The sequence below is a fragment of the Amycolatopsis samaneae genome (genome assembly GCF_039541975.1).
Taxonomy (GTDB): domain Bacteria; phylum Actinomycetota; class Actinomycetes; order Mycobacteriales; family Pseudonocardiaceae; genus Amycolatopsis; species Amycolatopsis samaneae.
The window spans coordinates 558,755-580,351 of sequence record NZ_BAABHG010000005.1 but is presented as its reverse complement, the minus strand read 5'-3'; the positions used below and the strand labels follow the sequence as shown (position 1 = coordinate 580,351).

Annotated in this window: 17 protein-coding genes; 12 read left to right on the top strand and 5 right to left on the bottom strand. The window is 71.3% G+C overall.

The annotated features are described in order from the left end of the window. Window positions 1-57: 57 nt before the first annotated feature. The 10 genes from ABD987_RS16135 to ABD987_RS16090 all read left to right on the top strand — a co-directional run bounded on the left by ABD987_RS16135 (window position 58) and on the right by ABD987_RS16090 (window position 12,635). Window positions 58-852 (top strand): alpha/beta fold hydrolase, encoded by a 795-nt coding sequence (locus ABD987_RS16135; RefSeq protein ID WP_345393110.1) that lies wholly within the window; start codon window positions 58-60, stop codon window positions 850-852. Then, entirely contained in the window at window positions 852-2,015 is a 1,164-nt protein-coding gene (locus ABD987_RS16130; RefSeq protein ID WP_345393107.1) for a glycosyltransferase, read from the top strand. Before ABD987_RS16135 ends, ABD987_RS16130 begins: the two co-directional genes overlap by 1 nt. 16 nt (window positions 2,016-2,031) lie before the next feature. Continuing rightward, window positions 2,032-2,928, top strand: coding sequence for an SDR family NAD(P)-dependent oxidoreductase (locus ABD987_RS16125; protein ID WP_345393104.1), 897 nt, complete (start codon window positions 2,032-2,034; stop codon window positions 2,926-2,928). A 41-nt stretch (window positions 2,929-2,969) separates the two neighbouring features. After that, window positions 2,970-5,015 (top strand): MDR family MFS transporter, encoded by a 2,046-nt coding sequence (locus ABD987_RS16120; RefSeq protein WP_345393101.1) that lies wholly within the window; start codon window positions 2,970-2,972, stop codon window positions 5,013-5,015. 170 nt (window positions 5,016-5,185) lie between these two features. Further along, window positions 5,186-6,130 carry a non-homologous end-joining DNA ligase gene (ligD, locus tag ABD987_RS16115; RefSeq protein ID WP_345393098.1) on the top strand — a complete coding sequence of 315 codons (945 nt, stop codon included), beginning with the start codon at window positions 5,186-5,188 and terminating at the stop codon, window positions 6,128-6,130. A 62-nt stretch (window positions 6,131-6,192) separates the two neighbouring features. Continuing rightward, entirely contained in the window at window positions 6,193-7,413 is a 1,221-nt protein-coding gene (locus tag ABD987_RS16110; RefSeq protein ID WP_345393095.1) for a sulfite oxidase, read from the top strand. Window positions 7,414-7,876: 463 nt separating this feature from the next. After that, the gene (locus tag ABD987_RS16105) at window positions 7,877-8,641 is read left to right on the top strand and encodes a phosphatidylserine decarboxylase (protein WP_345393092.1); all 765 of its coding nucleotides are present in this window, start codon (window positions 7,877-7,879) and stop codon (window positions 8,639-8,641) included. Then, window positions 8,638-9,621, top strand: coding sequence for a dimethylarginine dimethylaminohydrolase family protein (locus tag ABD987_RS16100; RefSeq protein WP_345393089.1), 984 nt, complete (start codon window positions 8,638-8,640; stop codon window positions 9,619-9,621). The genes ABD987_RS16105 and ABD987_RS16100 overlap by 4 nt, the downstream gene beginning before the upstream one ends. A gap of 150 nt (window positions 9,622-9,771) precedes the next feature. Continuing rightward, window positions 9,772-11,592, top strand: a complete 1,821-nt coding sequence (locus ABD987_RS16095) for an ABC transporter ATP-binding protein (protein WP_345393088.1) — start codon at window positions 9,772-9,774, stop codon at window positions 11,590-11,592. Further along, on the top strand, window positions 11,589-12,635 hold the full coding sequence (locus ABD987_RS16090) for an agmatine deiminase family protein (RefSeq protein WP_345393085.1): 1,047 nt from the start codon (window positions 11,589-11,591) through the stop codon (window positions 12,633-12,635). The genes ABD987_RS16095 and ABD987_RS16090 overlap by 4 nt, the downstream gene beginning before the upstream one ends. On the opposite strand, the gene ABD987_RS16085 is transcribed toward ABD987_RS16090, so the two are convergent. Both ABD987_RS16085 and ABD987_RS16080 read right to left on the bottom strand, forming a co-directional pair. Then, window positions 12,608-13,705, bottom strand: coding sequence for an SAM-dependent methyltransferase (locus tag ABD987_RS16085; RefSeq protein ID WP_345393082.1), 1,098 nt, complete (start codon window positions 13,703-13,705; stop codon window positions 12,608-12,610). The genes ABD987_RS16090 and ABD987_RS16085 overlap by 28 nt on opposite strands. A gap of 228 nt (window positions 13,706-13,933) precedes the next feature. After that, window positions 13,934-15,127 carry a thiolase family protein gene (locus tag ABD987_RS16080; protein WP_345393079.1) on the bottom strand — a complete coding sequence of 398 codons (1,194 nt, stop codon included), beginning with the start codon at window positions 15,125-15,127 and terminating at the stop codon, window positions 13,934-13,936. 147 nt (window positions 15,128-15,274) lie between these two features. On the opposite strand from ABD987_RS16080, the gene ABD987_RS16075 reads away from it, so the two are divergent. Beyond that, window positions 15,275-15,709, top strand: a complete 435-nt coding sequence (locus tag ABD987_RS16075; RefSeq protein WP_345393076.1) for a winged helix-turn-helix transcriptional regulator — start codon at window positions 15,275-15,277, stop codon at window positions 15,707-15,709. A 52-nt stretch (window positions 15,710-15,761) separates the two neighbouring features. Here ABD987_RS16075 and ABD987_RS16070 read toward each other — a convergent pair whose 3' ends face one another. Further along, a complete protein-coding gene (locus tag ABD987_RS16070) occupies window positions 15,762-16,586 on the bottom strand; it encodes an SAM-dependent methyltransferase (protein WP_345393073.1) in 825 nt (274 codons plus the stop codon). A gap of 229 nt (window positions 16,587-16,815) precedes the next feature. On the opposite strand from ABD987_RS16070, the gene ABD987_RS16065 reads away from it, so the two are divergent. Next, entirely contained in the window at window positions 16,816-18,384 is a 1,569-nt protein-coding gene (locus tag ABD987_RS16065; protein WP_345393070.1) for a Na+/H+ antiporter, read from the top strand. A 100-nt stretch (window positions 18,385-18,484) separates the two neighbouring features. Here ABD987_RS16065 and ABD987_RS16060 read toward each other — a convergent pair whose 3' ends face one another. Continuing rightward, a complete protein-coding gene (locus ABD987_RS16060; protein WP_345393067.1) occupies window positions 18,485-19,825 on the bottom strand; it encodes an ABC transporter ATP-binding protein in 1,341 nt (446 codons plus the stop codon). 25 nt (window positions 19,826-19,850) lie between these two features. Continuing rightward, window positions 19,851-21,590, bottom strand: coding sequence for an ABC transporter permease (locus ABD987_RS16055; RefSeq protein ID WP_345393064.1), 1,740 nt, complete (start codon window positions 21,588-21,590; stop codon window positions 19,851-19,853). Window positions 21,591-21,597 lie beyond the last annotated feature (7 nt).

Here is a 21,597-nt window from a genome sequence, read left to right as displayed (position 1 = left end):
CGAAGCCGCTCGCGACAGTCGACCGGGTGCGGGTGTCCCGCAAGATGCGGAAACGCCGTGAGCAGGGTCCGCGCGGGCGAGCTGGACGTGCACGTCCAGCGCCTGTCCCCGCCCGGCACCGACGCGCCGATCCTGGTGTGCGTGCACGGGCTGCTGACCGACAGCCTCGCCAGCTACTACTTCACCCTCGGGCCCGCGTTCGCCGAGCGGGGCGTCGACGTGATCATGTACGACCTGCGGGGGCACGGCCGCACCACCCGTCCCGCCTCGGGTTACCGGCTCGAACAGTTCGTCGACGATCTGGACGCGCTGCTCGGCGCGCTCGGTGTCACGCGCCCGGTGCACGTGGTGGGCAACTCCTTCGGCGGCTCGGTCGCCTACGGCCTCGCCGCCGCGCGCCCGGACCGCGTCGCCAGCGTCATCGCGATCGAGGCCGAACCGCCGACGCCGGTGTGGACCCGGCACATGGCCGACGGGCTGGCGGACGCGAAGAACCAGCTCGCCCTCGACGGCGCGTTCGACTGGATCGCGGCCCACCACGGCGCCCACACCGCGCGGCTGTCGAAGTCCGCCCACAAGATCCTCCAGGCCACGACGATGGCCGAGGACATCCCGCGCAGCGGCACGATCGAACCGGACCTCTCGGCCGTGCGCTGCCCGGTGCTGGCGGTCTTCGGCGGCGACTCGGGCCTGTCCGAGCAGGTACCGCACCTGGAGGAGACCCTCGCGTACTGCCGGACGGTCGTGCTGCCGGACCAGGGCCATTCGGTACTGGTGGAACGCACCGCGGAGACGATCGACGTCATCCTCGACTGGGTGCACGTGACCAGCCGGGTGGCGGTGCGGGCCTAGTGGCGCGGTTCCTGTTCGTCGTGCCCCCGCTGGTCGGGCACGTCAACCCGGCGACCGGCGTCGCGGCCGAACTGGCGGCGCGCGGGCACCACGTCGCGTGGGCCGGGCACGAGCCGCTGCTGCACAGGCTCGCCGGGCCCGACGCGGAGATCTTCGGCTGCGCGGTCCCGGAAACCGCGCCCGCGCGCGGGGCCGACCTCAAGGGCCCGGCCGCGCTGCGGTTCCTGTGGGAGGAGTTCCTGATCCCGCTGGCCGACGCGATGACACCCGGTGTGCACGCCGCGATCGACGCCTTCGCCCCGCACGTCGTGGTCGCCGACCAGCAGGCCCTGTCCGGCGGCCTCGTCGCGGAGGCACGCGGCCTGCCGTGGGTGACCTCGGCGACGACCTCGGCCGAGCTGATCGATCCCCTGGCCGGGATGCCCAAGGTCGCCGCGTGGGTCGACGAGCTGCTCACGGGCCTGCGGATCCGGATCGGCGACGGCCGGGGCACGGCGGATCCGCGGTTCTCCCCGCACGGCGTGCTCGCCTTCACTACCCGGCGCCTGCTGGGCGCCGCGGAGCTGCCGCCCGAGGTGTGGCTGGTCGGGCCGTCGATCACCGCCCGTCTGTCCACAACGGACTTCCCGTGGTCGTGGCTGGAACCGGAGTCGCCCACGGTGCTGGTCACGCTCGGGACGGCGAACGCCGACGCCGCGGCGGGATTCCTCACCGCGGCCGCGGCGGCGTTCGAGGGCGCGGATCGCAGGGCGGTCGTGGTGGACCCCGGTGGCGTGCTGGGCGAGGTCGCGGAGAACGTGCTGGTGTGCCGGGAGGTCCCGCAGCTGCCGCTGCTGGCGCGGATGGACGCGGTGGTGTGCCACGCCGGGCACAACACGGTCTGCGAGGCGCTGTGGCACGGCGTCCCGCTGGTGGTCGCGCCGATCCGCGACGATCAGCCGATCGTGGCCGGTCAGGTCGCCGACGCGGGGGCGGGCGTCCGGCTGCGGTTCGGCCGCGCGGATTCCGCGCGGATCGGGGCCGCGGTCGAGACGGTGCTGACCGAGCCCGGCTACCGGCGCGCCGCGGCGGCGGTCGGCCGTTCCTTCCGCGCGGCGGGAGGAGCCCCTGCCGCGGCCGGGCACCTCGAACAGCTGGCGCGGCTCGGCGCACCCGTGCGCTGAGCCGCACACTGGGACCATGGGAGTTCTGGACGGACGATCCGTGGTGGTCACCGGGGCGGGACAGGGGCTGGGGCGGGCGTTCGCGCGGCACGCGGCGGCGGCCGGGGCCGCGGTGGTCGTCAACGACATCGACGCGGAGACGGCCGTGAAGACCGCCGAAAGTATCGACGACGCCGGGGGACGGGCCGTCGCCGACGTCGGGGACGTGTCGGACGCCGTGTACGCGTCTTCACTGGTCGAGCGGTGTGTGAGCGCCTTCGGCGGGATCGACGGGCTGGTCAACAACGCGGCGGTGAACTACCACGTCGAACCGTGGGAGGACGACGACGCGGCGCGGACCAGGACGCTGGTCGAGACGAACGTCCTCGGGCCGCTCTACTGTGGCGCGGCGGCATTGAAGCACATGGTCGCGCGGCGTTCCGGCGCGATCGTGAACCTGACGTCCGGATCGATGATCGGGCAGCGCGGGGCCGCCGCGTACTCGGCGTCGAAGGGCGCGGTCGCGTCGCTGACCTACTCCTGGGCGGCCGACGTCGCCGGGCACGGCGTGCGGGTGAACGCGGTGTGCCCGATCGCGTGGACACGGATGATGCGGGAGAGCCGCGACGCGCGGCTGCACGGGAACCCGGCGCTGACCCCGGACCTGGTCGCGCCGCTGGTCACGTATCTGCTCAGCGACCTTTCGGCGGCACTGAACGGACAGGTGCTCCGGCTCGCCGGCGGACATCTGCACGTCGTCCGGCAGCCCGCGGTCAAACCCCCGGTGCCGCACCGGGACGTCTGGGAGGTCGAGGACATCGCGGACGCGGTGGCGGGCGAACTCGCGACGGCGCTCGAACCACCACCGCCGGAGCGCTGGTTCCTGGGCGGTTTCACCGCATCAGGTGATCAATCCACAGTGGAGCGGACCTGACCCGGCCAATACGTTGAAGGCCGGACAGCCAGGAGGGCGCGATGACGACGACCGTGGACGGTGAACGGCAGGACACCGCGCCGCCGGAGCTGAGCCGCAAGCGCATCAACGCGGTGTTCGCCGCGGTCATGCTCGGCATGCTGCTCGCGGCGCTGGACCAGACGATCGTGGGCACCGCGCTGCCCACGATCGTCGGCGATCTCGGCGGCGCCGGGCACCTGTCCTGGGTGATCACCTCCTACCTGCTCGCCGAGACGATCATGACCGCGATCGTCGGGAAGCTCGGCGACCTGTTCGGCCGCAAGCTGATGTTCCAGCTGTCGGTGATCGTGTTCACCGGCGGCTCGTTCTTCTGCGGGTTCGCGAACGACATGATCTGGCTGATCGTGGCGCGGGCGGTGCAGGGGCTCGGCGCGGGCGGGCTGATGGTCACCGCGACCGCGCTGGTGGCCGACGTCGTCCCGCTGCGCGAGCGCGGCAAGTACCAGGGCGTGCTCGGCTCGGTCTTCGGCGTCGTCACGGTGCTCGGCCCGATGCTGGGCGGGCTGTTCGTGGATCACCTGTCCTGGCGGTGGGCGTTCTACGTCAACGTCCCGGTCGCGGTGGTGGTGCTGATCGTCGCGGCGAGCGCCATGCCGAGCGTGAAGGCCGCGGCGAAACCGGTGATCGACTACCTGGGCATCCTGCTCATCGGCCTCGCCGCGACCGGGCTGACGCTGGTGACCAGCTGGGGCGGCACGCAGTACGCGTGGGACTCGCCGACCATCATCGGGATGGCCGCCGGTTCGGTGATCCTGTTGGTGCTGTTCGTCTTCGCGGAGAAACGGGCGAAGGAGCCGACGCTGCCGATGCGCCTGTTCCGGAACCCGGTGTTCACCGTGTCGGCGATCCTCAGTTTCGTGGTCGGGTTCGCGATGCTCGGCGCGCTGTCCTACCTGCCGACCTATCTGCAGTACGTGCACGGCATCTCCGCGACGAGCTCGGGCGTGCGGATGCTGCCGATGGTGATCGCGCTGCTGATCGCGGGCATCTTCGCGGGCAACCTGGTCGGCAAAACGGGGCGGTACAAGATCTTCCCGATCCTCGGCGGCGTCGGGCTGACCCTCGGCCTGTACCTGCTCTCGCGGCTCAGCCCGACGAGCGGGTTCTGGGAGATGTCGGCCTACTTCGCGGTGCTCGGCCTCGGGATCGGGCTGAGCATGCAGGTGCTGGTCATCGTCGTGCAGAACACGGCCGACTACCGTGACCTGGGCGTGGCGACCTCCGGGGTGACCTTCCTGCGGTCCATGGGCTCGTCGTTCGGCGCGGCGATCTTCGGCACGATCTACGCCAACCAGCTGGCCCCGAACATGGCGAAGGCGACCGCCGAGCACCCGCTGCCCCCGGGGATCGATCCACGCGCGGTGCAGCTCCCGACCGCGCTGCACCAGCTGCCGGAGCCGATCGCGGCGCCCTACGTCCAGGCCTACAGCGACTCGATCCACTCGGTGTTCCTCTACGCCGCCCCGGTCGGGCTGGTGGCGCTGGTGCTGGCCTTCTTCCTCAAGGAGGTGCCGCTGCGGGACACCGCGCGGGCCGGTGCCCCGGACCTGGGCGACGGGTTCGCGATGCCGGATCCCAGTGATCGGGACCAGGATCTGGAACGCGCGGTCGGCCGGATCCTCGCGCGTGAGGGGCGTGCCGCGTCGGCCGGGATCGTGGCGCGGTCCGGGTGCGAGCTGGACCGCGGCGGCCTCTGGTGTGTCGGGCAGGTCCGGCTGCGCGAGCGCCGGGACAAACCGACCTCGCTGCCGGTGATCGGCGAGCGCTACGGCGTCCCGCCCGAGGTGTTCGAGCCCGCCTTCGCGAAACTGGAGCTGACCGGGCACCTGACCTACCGCGGTGGCCAGTGGGCGACCACGGAACCGGGGCTCGCGGAACTCGACAAGCTCATCGCGGCGTGGAAGGAGTGGCTGGCCGAACGGCTGGGGGACTGGGGCCCGGAAGGGCACGACGAGCTGCACGCGGCGCTCGGGCGGGTCGCCAACCGCATCCTCGACCAGGCCGCCGACGACCGGCCGCACGGCAAGCACGCGGTCGCCGTCTGAGCGGTGCCGGGTCGCGGTGCGCCCGGGTGCGACAAGGGCGTCCCTGGGCGCGTCGGATGCACCGGGGGCGTCCCTCGGTGCGGTGGACGCACCCGGGGCGTCCCTCGGCCGAGCCGGGGAGACGGCGGCAGAGGAGGCGGATCGGGCCGGGGTGCGGTTACGTTCTTCCCATGGCGAAGGATTCCGCGGTGGAGATCGAGGTCGGGGACCGGACGGTGCGCGTCTCGAACCCGGACCGGGTGTACTTCCCGGCCCGCGGCGAGACCAAGCTCGACCTGGTCGAGTACTACCTGTCGGTCGGGGACGGGATCGTGCGCGCGCTGCGCGAGCGGCCGTGCATGCTGCACCGGTTCCCGTCCGGCGTGGCGGGGGAGAAGGTGCACCAGAAACGGGTCCCGCACGGCGCCCCGCCGTGGCTGGAGACCGTGCGGGTGGACTTCCCCCGCTACGGACGGCACGCCTACGAGCTGTGCGTGACGGAGCTGGCCAGCGTCGCCTGGGCGGTGCAGATGTCCACTGTGGAGTTCCACCCGTGGAACTCGCGCCGGGCCGACACCGAGCGGCCCGACGAGTGGCGGATCGACCTCGACCCGATGCCGGACTGCGGGTTCGACCGTGTCCGGCGGGTGGCGCACGTCGCGCACGAGGTGCTCGACGAGCTGGGCGTGACCGGCTGGCCGAAGACCTCCGGCGGCAGGGGCCTGCACATCTACGTCCGCATCGAGCCGCGCTGGGGGTTCACCGAGGTCCGGCGGGCCGCGCTGGCCTTCGCCAGGGAGGTCGAGCGCCGCGCGCCGGACGAGGTGACCACGACCTGGTGGCGCAGGGACCGTGATCCGGCGGCGTTGTTCGTCGACTACAACCAGAACGCCCGCGACCACACGATCGCCAGCGCCTACTCGGTCCGGGGCGTGCCCGAGGGCACGGTGTCCACCCCGATCCGCTGGGACGAGATCGACGACGTCGAACCCGGGGACTGCACGATCGCGACGGTCCCGGCGCGGTTCGCGAAGCTGGGCGACCTCCACGCGGGCATCGACGACACGGCCTACTCGCTCGACACGCTCCTGGAGTGGGCCGACCGCGACGGCCTCGACGACGAGCAGGACTCCTGAGGCGTGTCCCGCCAGATGGACGGGGAGGACAGCGGGTCCCGGCCACGGCATCGTGACGTGCCATGCGGGAGACGGAAGAGATCGAGTACGACCGGCGCCGCCTGGCCGGCATGCCCCGGCGCACCGCGCTGAAACTGGCCGGGGTCCTCGGCGCGGCGGCCTCGGCGGGTCCACTGTGGACGGGCCGGGCCGCGGCGGCGGGCCCGATCGTGAAGCCGCTGCCCGCGGACAGGTTCGTGGTCCACGGCAGCAACGCCGAGATGCGCTGGGAGTCGATGAGCGGGGTGGGCGATCTCGTGCCCGTCGACCGGTTCTTCGTGCGTGACCACACCGAGACGCCGATCATCGACGCCGCGAAGTGGCGCCTGGAACTGTGGGGCAGCGGGCTGCGCGGCGCGCCGCCGGAGGACCGGCCGATCGAGATCGGGTACGACGAGCTGCGGCGGCTGCCCTCGCGCGCGGTCACCGCGCGGATCGAATGTGCCGGGAACGGCCGGAGTTTCTTCACCAGCCAGCAGGGACAGCGGGTCGCCGGAACCGCGTGGGGCCTCGGCGCGGTCGGTGTCGCGCGCTGGCGCGGCGTGCCGCTCGCCACGGTGCTGCGGCGCGCGGGACTGACCCCGGACGCGGTGGACATCCTGCCCGAGGGCCTGGACCGCCCGTACGTGGCCGACGGCGCCGACTTCGGGCGGGTCCGCCGCCCGCTGCCGGTGCGCAAGGCACTCCACGACGTCCTGCTCGCGTACGAGATGAACGGCGAACCCCTGCCGCCGGATCACGGTCACCCGGTCCGCCTGGTGGTCCCCGACTGGATCGGCATCTCCTCGATCAAGTGGCTCGGCCGCATCGAGGTCGCGGACCGGCCGTTGTACTCGCCGTGGAACACCCAGTGGTACCGGCTGACCGGGCCCGGCTACCCGGCCGAGGGCACGCTGGTCACCCGGCAGAACACCAAGAGCGCCTTCGAACTGCCGTGGGCGGCGGAGCTGGCGGGCGGCCGGACGCACCTGCTGCGCGGACGTTCCTGGTCGGGGAGCGGGCGGGTGCGGCGGGTGGAGGTCAGCACCGACGGCGGCCGGACCTGGCGGGCGGCCACGCCGACCGGCGCGGACCACGGCTGGCGGCGCTGGACGATCCCGTGGCGGCCGCCGGGTCCGGGCTCCCACACCGTCCGCGCGCGGGCCACCGGCTCCGACGGCCTCGCGCAGCCCGACGTCGCGCCGTACAACACCCAGGGCTACCTGTTCGGCGCGGTGGTGGCGCATCCGGTCACCGTCCACTGAGGACTCCGGCCCGGCTCGGGGGAGCGCGACTTTTGTACTCGGGGAAGAAGTCGCCGAATATGTGTAACAAAACCGGTTTTTGCGACTGTTGACCGACCGCGTGGGTCCGAATGGTCGAAAGTTATGCGCATGTGATGTGCGTATAAGGTGTGGATTTGCCGGTACCGGCGATTCGACTGTTTCGTCCGGGACCGATATGCACGCTGGGTGCGGTGCCGCTGTGGTGGTACCGATCCCGGTCAGGCGAATGGACCTTTCCCGTCATATCCGGGAGGCGGTATGGTGACCGGCGACGAGGTCCGGACCCGGCCGTTCGAGCTGGATGGCCACGCTTCGTCTTGGTCTGCGACAAGATCCTCCGGGCCTCGTCTTTCTTCGTCCTCTGTTCAGCGTCGCCACGCGGGTTTGCGAACAGGTGTGTCCGCCGGTGGCGGCGAGAGCCACGCGATGGAGTTGCGAAAATATGGCGAAGTCTCTGGAAGAATGGATCGAAACCGATGTGCGCGCGGTGCAGGACAAATCGTTGTCCTGGCTGTCCCAGTACTACTTCTTCCGCGATCCGACCAGGCCGGCCTACATCGACCCCTATTACTTCTTCTCGCCCGCGGACGGGGTCATCCTCTATCAGGAGGTCGTCGAGCCCGGCGAGTGCCTGGTCGACATCAAGGGGAAGCCGTATTCGCTGCGGGACGCGCTGCGTGATCCCTCCTACGACCGGACCAGCCTGGTCATCGGCATCTTCATGACCTTCTTCGACGTGCACGTCAACCGGGTGCCCTATTCCGGGCGCCTGTCCTACCGGGAGCTCGACGCGATCGACACGCTGAACCTCCCGATGCTCGCGGTGGAGAAGGACCTGGTCGAGGACCTGCGCATCTCCACCAGCGCCGCCGACTACCTGCACAACAACCAGCGCATGGTCAACCGGTTCGAAAACGCCGATCTGAGCGGGCCCTACTACGTCCTGCAGATCGCCGACTACGACGTCGACTCGATCACCCCCTTCGAGCTGAGGCAGAACCAGGCGGTCTCGCAGGGAGACCGGTTCTCGCAGATCCGCTACGGCTCCCAGGTGGACCTGATCATCCCGGTGTCGGATCGCTACGACCTCACGCCACTGCAGCGGACGGGCGACCACGTCGAGGGTGGCGTCGACCCGCTCGTGCGGATCACCGACAGGGAAGAACCCGCCGCCGAAGCCGCGGCGACGGAAGGAGCGGCGCGATGACCACGACCACCCCGGCACAGGCGCGGACGGGCGCCGCCGCGGCCAACGGCGCGGAGCGACCCGCGGCCAACCCGACCCAGCTGCAACGGCCCGCCTTCCTGCTCAACGCGCCGTTCTCCTATCGGACCGAGGTGGCCAACAACATCTGGATGGAGGAACTCGACGAGGCCGAGCGGGTGCCGGACGCCCGGAAGGCGATGACGCAGTTCCTGGAGCTGTACGGCTTCCTCGCGGGCGACGCCCTGGTGTACCTGCTGCCGACCCCGCGCACCGAGGGCCTGCAGGACCTGGTGTTCACCGCGAACCTCGGGATCGTCCTGGAGCACCTGCCCGAGAAGAACACCGTGGTGGTGTCCAACTACGCCTCGGAACCACGGCGCGGGGAGACCGCGGTCGGTGTCCCGTTCTTCGAGTCGATGGGGTACCGGACCTTCGTGCCGGAGACCTGGTTCGAGGGCGAGGCCGAACTCAAGCACCTGCACGACAACGTCTACGTCGGCGGGTACGGACAGCGCTCTCAGCGCGAGACCTACGAGTGGATGGAACGCGAGTTCGACATGACGGTCGTCAAGCTCGCCGCCGCCGACCGCTACCTCTACCACCTCGACTGCACCGTCTTCCCGATCACCAGGGAACAGACGCTGGTGTGCACCGAGATGTACGAGGAGGACGAGATCGCCGAGCTCGAACGCCACACCGAGATTGTCGACGTGAGCGCGGATGTGTGCTATGCCGGTATCTGCAACTCGGTACGGCTGCACAACACGATCCTCAACGCCTCGCACATCCACGATCTCAAGGTGGGCACCGAGGACTACCAGTCCGAGCTCGCGAAGAACCGCGTACTGGAGGATATCGCCGGAAACCTGGCCTTCGAGCTGAGCCTGATCAACCTCAGTGAGTACCACAAGGGCGGCGCACTGCTCTCGTGCATGGTCATGCACCTCAACCGGTATTCGTACGCGTTCCAGCTGATCTGAGCGCGGGAGCGCCGGTCGTGCCCTCCGGGACGGCCCGGAGGGCGGCCGGCGTGGCCCGGCGGGACCGCGTTCGCGGGTGAAATCGCGTCGGAATCCTTGTGGCGTCCTGTTTTCCGGCCTTTCCGCGCGCCCTTTCGCGCGCGGACCTGTGTGATCGAGGAGATCGCCGTGCAGGCACCACCGCACCCCGAAACCGGAACCGGATCCGAGACCGACGCGGATCCCGCGGCGCGGCGAAAAGCGTCGCGGCTGCTGTGGGGCTATCTGAAACCCGTCCGAGCCCTGCTCGGCGGCCTGCTGGTCCTGGAACTGTTCGCGCACGGCGCCACCCTGGTCCAGCCGCTGGTCGCCCGCTGGGTGATGGAACACCTGGAAGAGGGCAGTCAGGCGCTGATCTGGCCGGTGCTGATGCTCGCCGGGATCGCGCTCGTCGGCATGGTGTTGTCCTGGGTGTGCACCTTCCTGCTCGGCCGCACCGGTATGCGGATCGTCCGGGACATGCGCCGCAGGCTGACCCGGCGGGTGCTCTGCGGGACGGTGGCGGCGGTGGAACGCCGTCCGGTCGGCGACTTCCTGTCCCGGGTGGGCAGTGACACCACGCTGTTGCAGGAGACCGTCGGTGGCGCGGTGATCAACGCCGCGGCGGCGCCGGTGGCGGTGCTCGGCGCGATCGTGCTGATGGGCACGATCGACCTGGGCATGCTCGGGCTCGTCGTCGGTCTCTTCGCGGTCACCACCTTCGCCGAGAAGTTCGCGTTGCGCCGGGTGGGCGAGGCCGTCGAACAGGAACAGGCCAAGGTCGCGTCGATGACCTCGGCGCTGCAACGGGTGCTGATCGCCTTCCGCACGGTCAAGGCGTCGGGCACCGAGCGCGCCGAGGAGCACCGGATCGGCTCGGAGGCCGACGCCGCCTACCGCGCCGGGGTGCGCTCGGTGCGCGCGGAGGCATGGGTGGAGGTGATCGCGGGCGCCTCGGTGGACCTGACCTTCCTCATCGTGCTCGCGGTCGGTGCCACCCGGGTGGCCGACGGGACTCTCGGGGTCGGCGACCTGGTCGCGTTCCTGCTCTACCTGATGTACCTGCACGAGCCGGTCGAAGAGGTGTTCCACGCCGCCTCCGAGATCGCCGAAGGGCTCGCCGCCGTACGCCGGGTGGAGGCGGTCCGGGACCTGCCGGCGGAACGTCCCCGCCCGGCACTGACGGCGTCCGTGCGCATCCCCGACGGGCCGCCCGAGGTGCGGTGTGAAGGGGTGTGGTTCGGCTATCGGGACCAGCCGGTGCTGCGCGACGTCGGGTTCGTGGCGCCGGTCGGGCTCACGGTGCTCGTGGGCACCTCCGGCGCGGGCAAGACGACACTGCTGAGCCTGATGGAACGGTTCGCCGACGTGGACAAGGGCCGGGTGCTGCTGAACGGCGTGGACGTGCGGGAGCTGGACCGCGCCGAGCTGCGCCACCGGATGGCCTACGTCCAGCAGGAAGCGCCGCTGCTGGGCGAAACCGTCCGGGAAGCGGCGTTGTACGGGACCGAGGGAGCCGAGGCGGGGTTGCGCGACGCGCTGGCCTCGGTGGCGCTGACGAGCTGGGTCGACTCGCTGCCCGAGGGTCTCGACACCCGGGTCGGCGAACGCGGGGTGGCGATCTCCGGCGGACAGCGGCAGCGGCTGGCCGTCGCCCGCGCCCTGCTGCGCGGCGCGGACGTGCTGCTGCTGGACGAGGCGACCTCGCAGCTCGACGCGATCAGTGAGCGGGTGCTGCTGGATTCGCTCGCGCACCAGGCACGGGACCGGATCGTGCTCGCGGTGACGCATCGGCTGTCGGTCGCGGCGGAGGCCGACCGGCTCGTCCTCCTGGAGGACGGCCAGGTGCGCGCGGTCGGCAGGCACGAGGATCTGCTGCGCTCGGATCCGGTGTACCGCGAGCTGGTCGACGCTCCCGGTACTCGCGCCAACGGCGAACGTCCGCCGCGGTGACGCCGGTCCGGGTCCCCGCCGACTGGGCACCGCACAGCGCGTGCGTCCTGGTGTGGCCGTGGCTGAGCAGGGTGTGGGGGCGGCACCTGGCCGCGGCGCAGCGCGAGTTCGTCACCGCCGCGCGCACGATCGCGCGGTTCGAACCCGTGCTCGTCCTGGCCCATCCCGTGGCGGCGCCGAAGGCGCGCGAATGGTGCGGTCCCCAGGTGAAGATCGCCGAGGTCGCCTGCGACGACCTGTGGGCGAGGGACACGTGCCCGGTGTTCGCGATCGACGAACGCGGCGCGCTGTCCGGTCTGGACTCCGGATTCGACGGCTGGAGCGGGAAGGCCCTCGCCTGGTGGCGCGACGCGGGACTGGCGCGTGAGCTGTGCGCGCTGCTCGGCGTCCCGTCCCGGCGGGCGGGGGCGGTGCTCGACGCCGGGGCCGTGCTCACCGACGGCGAGGGCACGCTGATCCTCGGCGAGGAGTGCCTGCGCGCCCGGAATCCGGGACTGGGCAAGGAGGAACTGACCCGGATCGCGGCCGGGGCGTACGGCGCCGAAGTGGTGATCTGGCTGCCGTTCGGCCTGTTCGGGGACGAGACGGACGGTCACGTCGACGGCGTCGCGGCCTTCCTCGGGCCGGGCCGGGTGCTCGCCCAGTCCGGAAAGGACTGTGGCGGTCCGGACGAGGAACGGCTGGCGCGCAATCTCGACGTCCTGCGCGCGAGCACCGACGCCCGCGGGCGGGCGCTGGAGGTGGTGGAGATCCGTGAGTACCCGGAGATCTTCCTGGGGGACGAGGCGATCGCGGTGAACTACGTGAACTTCTACCTGCCCACGGGTGCCGTGGTGGTGCCGATGGGCGGGGTGCCCGAGGACGAGGCCGTGCTCGCGCTGCTCCGCGCACAGTTCCCGGACCGCTCGGTCGTCGGCGTTCCCGCGCGCGCACTCGCCTGGGGCGGAGGTGGCATCCGGTGCCTGACCCAGCCGATTCCCCGGCTGACGCCGGTTCCCGGGAGACGGGAACCGGCTCAGCGGAGGGAGAAAAGCTCTTCGTAGAGGGGATTGCTCCGGAAGACCTCGCCGTGGTGGGTGGACAGGAACGCGCCGTTGTGCGTGCCCGAAACCGTGTCCAGCCGGGCCCGCACCCGGTAGTCCGGATGCCGCCCGTCGTCGCTCAGCGTCCGTCCGAACCGGACGGTCAGCCGGTCGCCGGGCCGCACCGCGACGGGCTGGTCGAAGCAGGGCAGATAGGTGGTGCCCCACGCCGTTTCGGTGGCCAGCGCGTCGATCGGCGGATCGTCGGGATGGGCCCACAGGTTGATCCACAACAGGATCCCGTCGACGCGCCCCGCGGTGTGCACGGTGAGTTCGGCGGTTTCCTCCGCTTCGATCACCGCGCCCTCGGCGAAGTCGAGCGTTTCCACCGGGGCGTGATCGGTGGTCACCGCGTCCGGCGTGGAATGGCTCAGCAACAGCCGTACGTCGAACGGATGACCGGTGCTGTCGAAGATCCGGTCGAGATAGGGCAGTGATTCGGGGTGGAAGGCCAGATCCGGGACGAGGTCCCGCAGGCACACGGCGCCGGCCAGCGTGACGCACCGGTGCGGGACCATGACGCCGCCGGGCGCCAGCAGCCGCGCGTGCGCGTCGGCCAGTGCCATCGCCGCCCCTTCCGAACCACCGATCGAACCGATGATCTCGGAGACACAGAGATCGAAACGGCGGTCCGTTTCCAGGTCGGTCGACCAGGAATGCAGCAACGTGAGCCGATCCCGGTACGGGGATTTCTCGAGTGCTTTTCGCGCGAGCCGTGCGGTGCTTTCCATCCCTTCGACCGCGGTGGCCTCCAGCGCGCCGTACTCCAGCGCGAGCGTGGCCCAGTCCAGATCGCGTCCCGCGCCGATGTCCAGCACCGTGCGCCCGGCCGCGACCTCGCGCAACGCGGATTCGTACGCGGATTCACACACTTTGTCTTCGGCCATGTAGTCGTAGTCGTAGGAATCGTAGACCGGGTACTCCCCGGGGGAAGCCCACAGGGTGAGCCGGTCGTCGGGGTCGCCGAGGGCGACCGGGACGGTGATTTCCCGATGACGGGACAGTCTTTTTCTGCGAAAGCCGTTGATCATCAGGCCACTTCCATCGTCGAAATTGACCCGGACATGTGCTTAACGACGCGACGATATTATCGGAGCCGACCCGGCGCGCACAAGGGAATCCTCGGTTTTGCCGAGGTGTCGGAAGCGGGACTCGCCGCTGCGCGAAAAGACCAGTGTTTTCGGGTGAGCGCCCGGCCGAATTGTCCGCGGTGCCTCCCCGAAGGACTCGGGCTCCTCCGGGGAGGCACCGGGGACCGATCAGAGGCGCTCGATGACGGTGGCGTTGGCGAGGCCGCCCGCCTCGCACATCGTCTGCAGGCCATAGCGCCCGCCGGTCTGTTCCAGTACGGACAGCAGGGTGGTGAGCAGCCGGGCGCCACTGCCGCCGAGCGGGTGCCCGAGCGCGATCGCGCCGCCGTTGAGGTTCACCTTCGCCGGATCGGCGCCGAGTTCGGCCTGCCACGCCAGCACGACGCTCGCGAACGCCTCGTTCACCTCGAACGCGTCGATGTCCGAAAGGGACAGTCCGGCGCGGGCGAGTACCTTGCGGGTGGCCGGGATGATCCCGGTGAGCATGAGGAGCGGGTCGTCGCCCGTGACGGCGAAGCTGTGCAGCCGCGCGCGGGGACGCAGCCCGAGCTTCGCCGCGGTCTCGCTGCTCGTGACGAGCACGGCGGCGGCGCCGTCGTTGATCGGCGACGCGTTGCCCGCGGTGACCCGCCAGTCCAGTTCGGGGTACCGCCGCTCCCAGACGTCGGCGCGATAGGCCGGGCGCAGTCCGGCCAGGATCTCCGGGGTCGTACCGGGACGCACGGTCTCGTCGGTGGTGACGTCGGCGAGGGTGCCGTCGGGGCGAGGCGCCTTGAGCGGGGCGACCTCGCGGGCGAACCGGCCGTCGGCCCAGGCCGCGGCGGCGCGGCGGTGGCTTTCGGTGGCGTACGCGTCGAGCCGCTCGCGCGAGAACCCCCACTTCGCCGCGATGAGCTCGGCGCTGATTCCCTGCGGCACCAGGCCTTCCGGGTACCGGGCGGCGACGCCGGCGCCGAAGGGATCCTGCCCGGCGACCTGGCTGCCCATCGGCACCCGGCTCATCGACTCGACGCCGGAGGCGATCACGACGTCGTAGGCCCCGGCCAGTACGCCCTGTGCCGCGAAGTGCACGGCCTGCTGGCTGCTGCCGCACTGCCGGTCCACCGTCACCGCCGGGACCGATTCGGGCAGCCCGGCGGCGAGCGCGGCCCAGCGCGCGGTGTTCATGCTCTGCTCGCCGATCTGGCCGACCGTCCCGCTGATGACGTCGTCGATCCGGGCCGGGTCGATCCCGGTCCGCTCCACGAGCGAGCGGATGGCGTGGGCGTGCAGATCGACCGGGTGGACCCCGGCGAGGGTGCCGTTCGGCTTGCCCTTGCCGATCGGCGTGCGGACCGCGTCGACGATCACCGCGTCGGTCATGGCGGTTCCTCCTTCAGCTGTGGTGTGGAATCCGGTATATCTCCGAGGGTTGGATTCCACAACCCACTGCGCGATCGATGTCGCCTGGCTCACAGGAGCAGCGCGATGACGTGCTAGGTTGGATTTGACGACTTGAGGAGGTGCGGGATGGCGCGCGGGCGGGAATGCTCGATCGCGGAGGCGCTGGAGGTGATCGGCGAGCGGTGGAGCCTGCTCGCCCTGCGCGAGGTCATGCTGGGGGAGCGCCGGTTCAACCGGATCGCCGAGAACACCGGCGCGAGCCGGGACATCCTCGCCGCGCGGCTGCGCAAGCTCGTCGAGGCGGGCGTGCTCGAGAAGCGGCAGTACGAGGATCACCCGCCCCGCTACGACTACCTGCCGACCGAGGCGGGCCGGGCGCTCCAGTCGATCCTGCTCGGGCTGATGGCCTGGGGCGACCGGTATGTCCACAACGGACCCCCGCCGACGGTGTGGCAGCACGCGTGCGGCGCCGAGCTGAAGCCGGAGACGGTGTGCGCCTCCTGTGGCGAGCCGATCGGCGCGCCCGGAACGAAACCACTGCGGATCGGCGCCGTGCGCTGACCGGTACCGGCGGGGGTCGCGCGAGGTTCCCGTCCACAAAGGACGGACAGGGTCAGTCCCTGACGGCGATGAGGAAGCCGCCTTCGGGCCCGTCGGCGTCGCGGCCGTAGGCGGTGGCGAGCGAGGAGCGGCTGTAGGTCTGCGGCTGCCAGCCGTGGTCGGTGAGCCAGTCGGTCGCGTGCGCGCCGAGCCCGCCCTTCCACAGCGCGGTCACCTTCTCCGCGCCCGGCAGCGCGCGGGCCTGGGCGAGGAGCCCGTCCTCGTCGCCGTCGGGGCGGTGTTCGCAGGCCAGCCTGCTGCCCGCCACCGACATCGCGCCCGCGGTGGTGAGCATCCGGGCGGCCTCGGCGTGGGAGAGGTAGACCAGCAGGCCCTCGGCGAGCCACGCCGTCGGGACCGCCGGGTCGAAACCGGCGGCGAGGAGCGCGCCGGGCCAGTCCTCGCGCAGGTCCGCCGGGACCACCGTCCTGGCGCAGCGCGGCGTCGCGGACTCCCGGGTGAGCACCTCGTCCTTGAACGCGAGGACCTCGGGCAGGTCCAGCTCGAACAGCCGCAGCCCGGCGGGCCAGCCGAGCCGGAACGCGCGGGTGTCGAGCCCGGCCGCGAGCAGGACCACCTGCCGGCAGCCCGCGGCGGTGGCGGCGAGCAGGTACTCGTCGTAGAACCGGGTGCGGACCACCACGTGCGCCGAGAACAACGCGCCGAGCCGGTTCGCCGGGGTCGACGGACGAAGCTCCTGGCCGGGACCGGGCGCCTCGGGGAACAGGGCGCGGCCCGCCTCGAAGAACGCCCGCGCGTAGGGATCGTCGAACAGCCGGTCCGGCCGGGTGCTCTCCAGCGCGCGCAGCCCCGCCACACCGAGGGCGGTCCTGCTCACGGCGGGCAGTGAGTCCGGTGAAGTGGTCAAGATTCACCTCCCGGACACCACGGTACGACAGCGGGCGCGGTCCGTTCGGGTGATCCGCCGACGGGTGCGCCGGGCGGTTTCGTGCTGACATGGCCGGTGCGGCCCGCGCCCGACCGGGGCCCGCGCTCGACGTAGGGTGATCCCCGGCGCGCCGGGAAGTCTGGTCGGCATCCGGACTGGACGACGAAAGGACCCGGTCATGCGCGGTGTCGAGACGGTGCTGTTCCTCGTGGTGATCGCGACGGTGGTGACCACCTTCGCGAACCGGCTGCGGGTCCCGGCGCCGTCGCTGCTCGTCGTCGCCGGCGTGCTGGTCGGGCTGCTGCCGGGGGTGCCGGCGGTCGGGATCACCCCGGAGATCATCAGCCTGGTCGTGCTGCCTCCGCTGCTGTTCGCGGCGGGCGAGGAACTGCCGTGGCGGGATCTGCGCGCGGTCGCGCGGCCGGTGGCGGCGCTGTCGGTCGGGCTGGTGCTGCTGTCCGCGGCGGCGGTCGTGGGGGTGGCGGTCCTGGTGACGCCGATGCCGGTCGGGATGGCGTTCGTGCTCGGCGCCGTGCTGGCCAGCACCGACCCGGTCGCGGTGACCGCGCTGGCACGGCGGCTCTCGCTGCCACCCCGGGTGCAGGCGCTGATCCAGGCCGAGAGCCTGTTCAACGACGCGACGAGCCTGCTGTTGTTCCGGGTCGCGCTGTTCCTCGCGATCGCGGGCGGCGCGGCGTCCTGGGGCCGGACGCTGTCGGAGTTCGCCGTGCTCGCCGGTGGCGGCCTGCTCGTCGGCGTGCTGATCGCGGCGGGCGCGTTCGTGATCCGGCGGCACACCGAGGACCCGATGGTGGAGACCGTCGTGGCACTCGTGACGCCCTACGCCGGATACGTGCTGGCCGAGTCGGTCGGCGCCTCCGGGGTGACCGCGGTGGTGGTGGCGAGCGTCGTCCTCGGGACGCAGGCGGAGCGGTTGACCACGGCGCGGATCCGGTTGCAGGTCGGCGCGGTGTATCAGACTGTGGTGTTCCTGCTGGAAAGCGTGGTCTTCGGCCTCATCGGGCTCCAGCTGCCGGCGTTGGTGCGACGGCTGGCCGGGACCGGCCCCTGGTGGCCGCTGCAGGCCCTCGCGATCGCGGTGACACTGGTGCTGGCGCGGCTGCTGCTGGTGTTCGTGCTCAGTACGGTCCGGCAGCGCCGCGGCGGCGGACGGGTGTCGTGGCAGGCGCCGGCGGTGATCTCGTGGGCGGGCGCGCGCGGGGTGGTCCCGCTGGCCGCGGCGCTGTCGCTGCCGCTCACCGCGCTCGACGGGACACCGCTGCCCGCGCGGGACCTGATCCTGCTGCTGACCACCGCGGTCATCGTGGTGACGCTGGTCGTGCAGGGGTTCACGCTCGCCCCGCTGGTCCGGCGTACCGGGATCGCGCTCGATCCGGCCGACATCCGCCACGAGCACTTCGACGCCCGCCTGCGGATCGCCGAGGCCGGGCTTTCGCACCTGGAGCACCTCGCCGAGACCGAGTCGGCGCCGGAGTTCGTGGTCGACCAGCTCCGGCAGAGCTGGCGGGCGCGCATCGACCGCATCCGCACCGACGACAGCGAGGACCCGGACGGGATGGCCCGCTTCGCGGCCTACCGGGTCCTGCGCCGCGAGGTGCTCGAAGTGGAGGGCGCCGAGCTGACCCGCCTGTTCGAGCAGGGCGTGATCACCGACGTCACCCGCCGCCGGATCCAGCGCCTCCTGGACCTCGAATCGGCGGGCCTCGGCGACGACCCGGCGACGTGATCCAGCGGCGACTTCGCGTGCTTGAGCGGCGATTCGGCGTGATCAGACGGAGATCTCGCCCAAACACGCGAGATCTCCGTCTGATCACGCGAGATCTCCGTTACCGGGATCCACTGTGGACGATCGGGGCGGCGGGGATGGCGACCAGCCGGCGGTCGTCGGTGTTGTAGTCGAACAGCTCGGCGTAGCGGCCCCAGTCGACGGCGGTGTCGAGCTGTTGTTCGGCGTCCTCGGCGGAGAAACCGCGCCGCAGCAGGTCGAGGAAGAAGTCCGCGCGCATCTTCCCGTTCGGGCTGTTCGCCAGCGCCGTCGAGATCGTGCGGACCAGCGGTGCCCGGCCGCGTACCTGATCGGCGAAGATCTCCTTGCTGCGCAGGATGTCCGCGGTCGTGAACGCCTCGCCGACCGGCGTGCAGCACAGGTCGGCCCCGACCACGAGCAGCAGGTCGAGCATGGCGGCGGCGTCGACGAGGGGGAGCAGGTCGTCGATCTCGAAGGTCAGCTCGGCCGCGACGTCGGGCAGGTCGACCCGTCCGCCGCGCGCGTGGACGATCTCGACCAGCCCGGCGAGCCCGCCGACCGAGGCCGCGGGCAGCGGCCGCGAGATCGGCGTCGCCTCGGCGGGCCCGGCCGCCAGGTCGTCCGGGTCCGCTCCGGTGAGCAGGCCGTAGAGGTGATCGACGACGGCGGCGAACTTGGGGGTGCGGCGGTCGCGGGGCCGGGCCAGGGTGATGTCGACCTCGGCGCGGATGTGGCCGGGGTTCGCGCCCAGCACGATGACGCGATCGGCGAGCTGCACCGCCTCCTCGATGTTGTGCGTGACGACGCAGATGGCCTTGGTCGGGAAGTTCGTGGTCTCCCACAGGTCCATCAGCTCGCCGCGCAGGTTCTCCGCGGTCAGCACGTCGAGCGCGGAGAACGGCTCGTCCATCAGCAGCACGTCCGGTTCCAGCACCAGGGCCCGCGCGAACCCGACCCGCTGGCGCATCCCGCCGGACAGCTCCTTGGGGTAGGCGGACTGGAAACCGTCGAGGCCGATCAGGTCGATCGCCGCCAGGGCGCGCTCACGGCGTTCCCTCGGCGGGACGCCCTGTGCCGCGAGGCCGAGTTCGACGTTGTCCTGCACGGTGAGCCAGGGCATGAGCGCGAACGACTGGAACACCATGGCGGTGCCCGGGTTCGCGCCGCGCAGCTCCTCGCCGCGGTACCGGACGCCGCCGCGGGTGGGGGCGACGAGCCCGGCGATGGTCCGCAGCAGCGTCGACTTGCCGGAACCGGAACGGCCCAGCAGCGCGACGATCTCGCCCGCGCGCAGGTCGAGCCGGATGTCCTCCAGCACCCGCAGTTCGTCGCCCGCCGCGCCGGTGAAGCTCTTGCTCACCGCGTCGACGCTGATCAGGACTTCGCCGGTGCGGATGGCCGGGGTGGTGGTCGTGGTCATGGAAAACTCCGTCCGAAGTGGATGGTCAAAGGGAGTAGCGCTGCTCGGCGAGGGTGGACAGGCGGCGCCAGAAAAGCCGGTTGAGGCCGACGACGAACACGCTCATCACGACGACCCCGATCAGCAGGCGGCCGAAGTCGCCCGCGTCGGTGGCGTCCTTGATGTACGCGCCGAGCCCGGTGGCGTGCAGGGTGGTGCCGTTGTAGCTGACGATCTCGGAGACGATGGAGGCGTTCCAGGCCCCGCCCGCCGCGGTGATCCCGCCGGTGACGTAACTCGGGAAGATCGCGGGCAGCACGAGCCGCCGCCACCAGAGCCTGCGCGGCAGCCGCAGGTTGGCCGAGGCCTCGCGCAGGTCGTGCGGGATCGCCGACGCCCCGGCGATGACGTTGAACAGGATGTACCACTGCGCGCCGAGCGCCATCAGCAGGATCCCGCCCCAGTCCAGGCCGGTCCCGGTCGCCACGAGCACCGCGGTGATGAGCGGGAACAGGAAGTTCGCCGGGAAGCTCGCGAGGACCTGGACCACCGGCTGTGCCAGCCGCGACACCTTCGGGTTCATCCCGATCCAGACCCCGACCGGGACCCAGACCAGCGTCGCCACCACGACCAGCAGCACGACCCTGCCGAAGGTCACGACGCCGAGCAGCAGCGCGTGGCCGACCTCCCCGAAGCCCGCGGTGCGCTCGATGAAGCCGAGCATGAAGTACAGCCCGCAGGCGATGGCCGCGGTGACGGCCACCGCGAACACGACGTCGCCGATCCGCCGCCGCGTCACCGAGGTCCGCAGTGGACGGTCGCCGAGCCCGAACACGGCCATGGCGCGATCGAGCGGGAACACGAGCCTGCCGAGGTGCCGGGCGAGGAACGCCGGGACGCGGGACCGGCGCAGCAGCGTCAACATCAGGCTGCGCGGTGCTTCGGCGGCCTCGGCCTCCTCGTTGCGGAAGCGCTCGGCCCACGCGGTGAGCGGCCGCCAGAACAGCACGTTCACGGCGATCACCATGACGATCATCGCGACGATCGCGAGCAGCACGTGGTTCAGCTCCCCGGCGTCGCTCGCGGCTTTGACGTAGGAGCCGATCCCGGGCAGCGCGTAGGTGTGGTTGTCGACGCTGAGCGCCTCCGACGCGACCAGGAAGAACCAGCCGCCGCCGAAGCTCATCATGCCGTTCCAGACCAGGCCGATCATCCCGCTCGGCGCGTCGAGACGCCAGAACCGCTGCCAGCGCGAGAGCCGGAGCAGCCGGGCCGCCTCGTCGAGTTCGCGTGGCTGGGTGACGAGCGAGTGGTAGAAGGAGAACGTCATGTTCCACGCCTGCGAGGTGAAGATCGCGAACACCGACGCGCACTCCAGGCCCAGCTGGGAGCCGGGGAACAGCGCGATGAACCCGGTGATCGTCACCGACAGGAAGCCGAGGATCGGTACCGACTGGAGGATGTCGAGCAGCGGCAGCAGCACCTTCGCCGCACGCCGCGAACGGGCCGCGGCGGTGGCGTAGACGAAGGTGAACACCGTCGAGACGGCCAGGGCGAGGAACATCCGCAGCAGCGAACGTGCCGCGTAGTAGGGGAGTTCCGCGGGATCGGTGGACACAGTGGACGGTGCGGTCGCCTCGTCCCACGGCACGGTGGCGCCGTGGGCGAGCCGGACCAGCGCCCAGAGCAGGACGGCCGCGCCGAGGAACACGACGACGTCGGCCACCACGCGCCGGCGTGGCCGGTCCAGCACGCCGCGGCTGGGAAAGGTACGGAGCAGGGACATGGGAGAA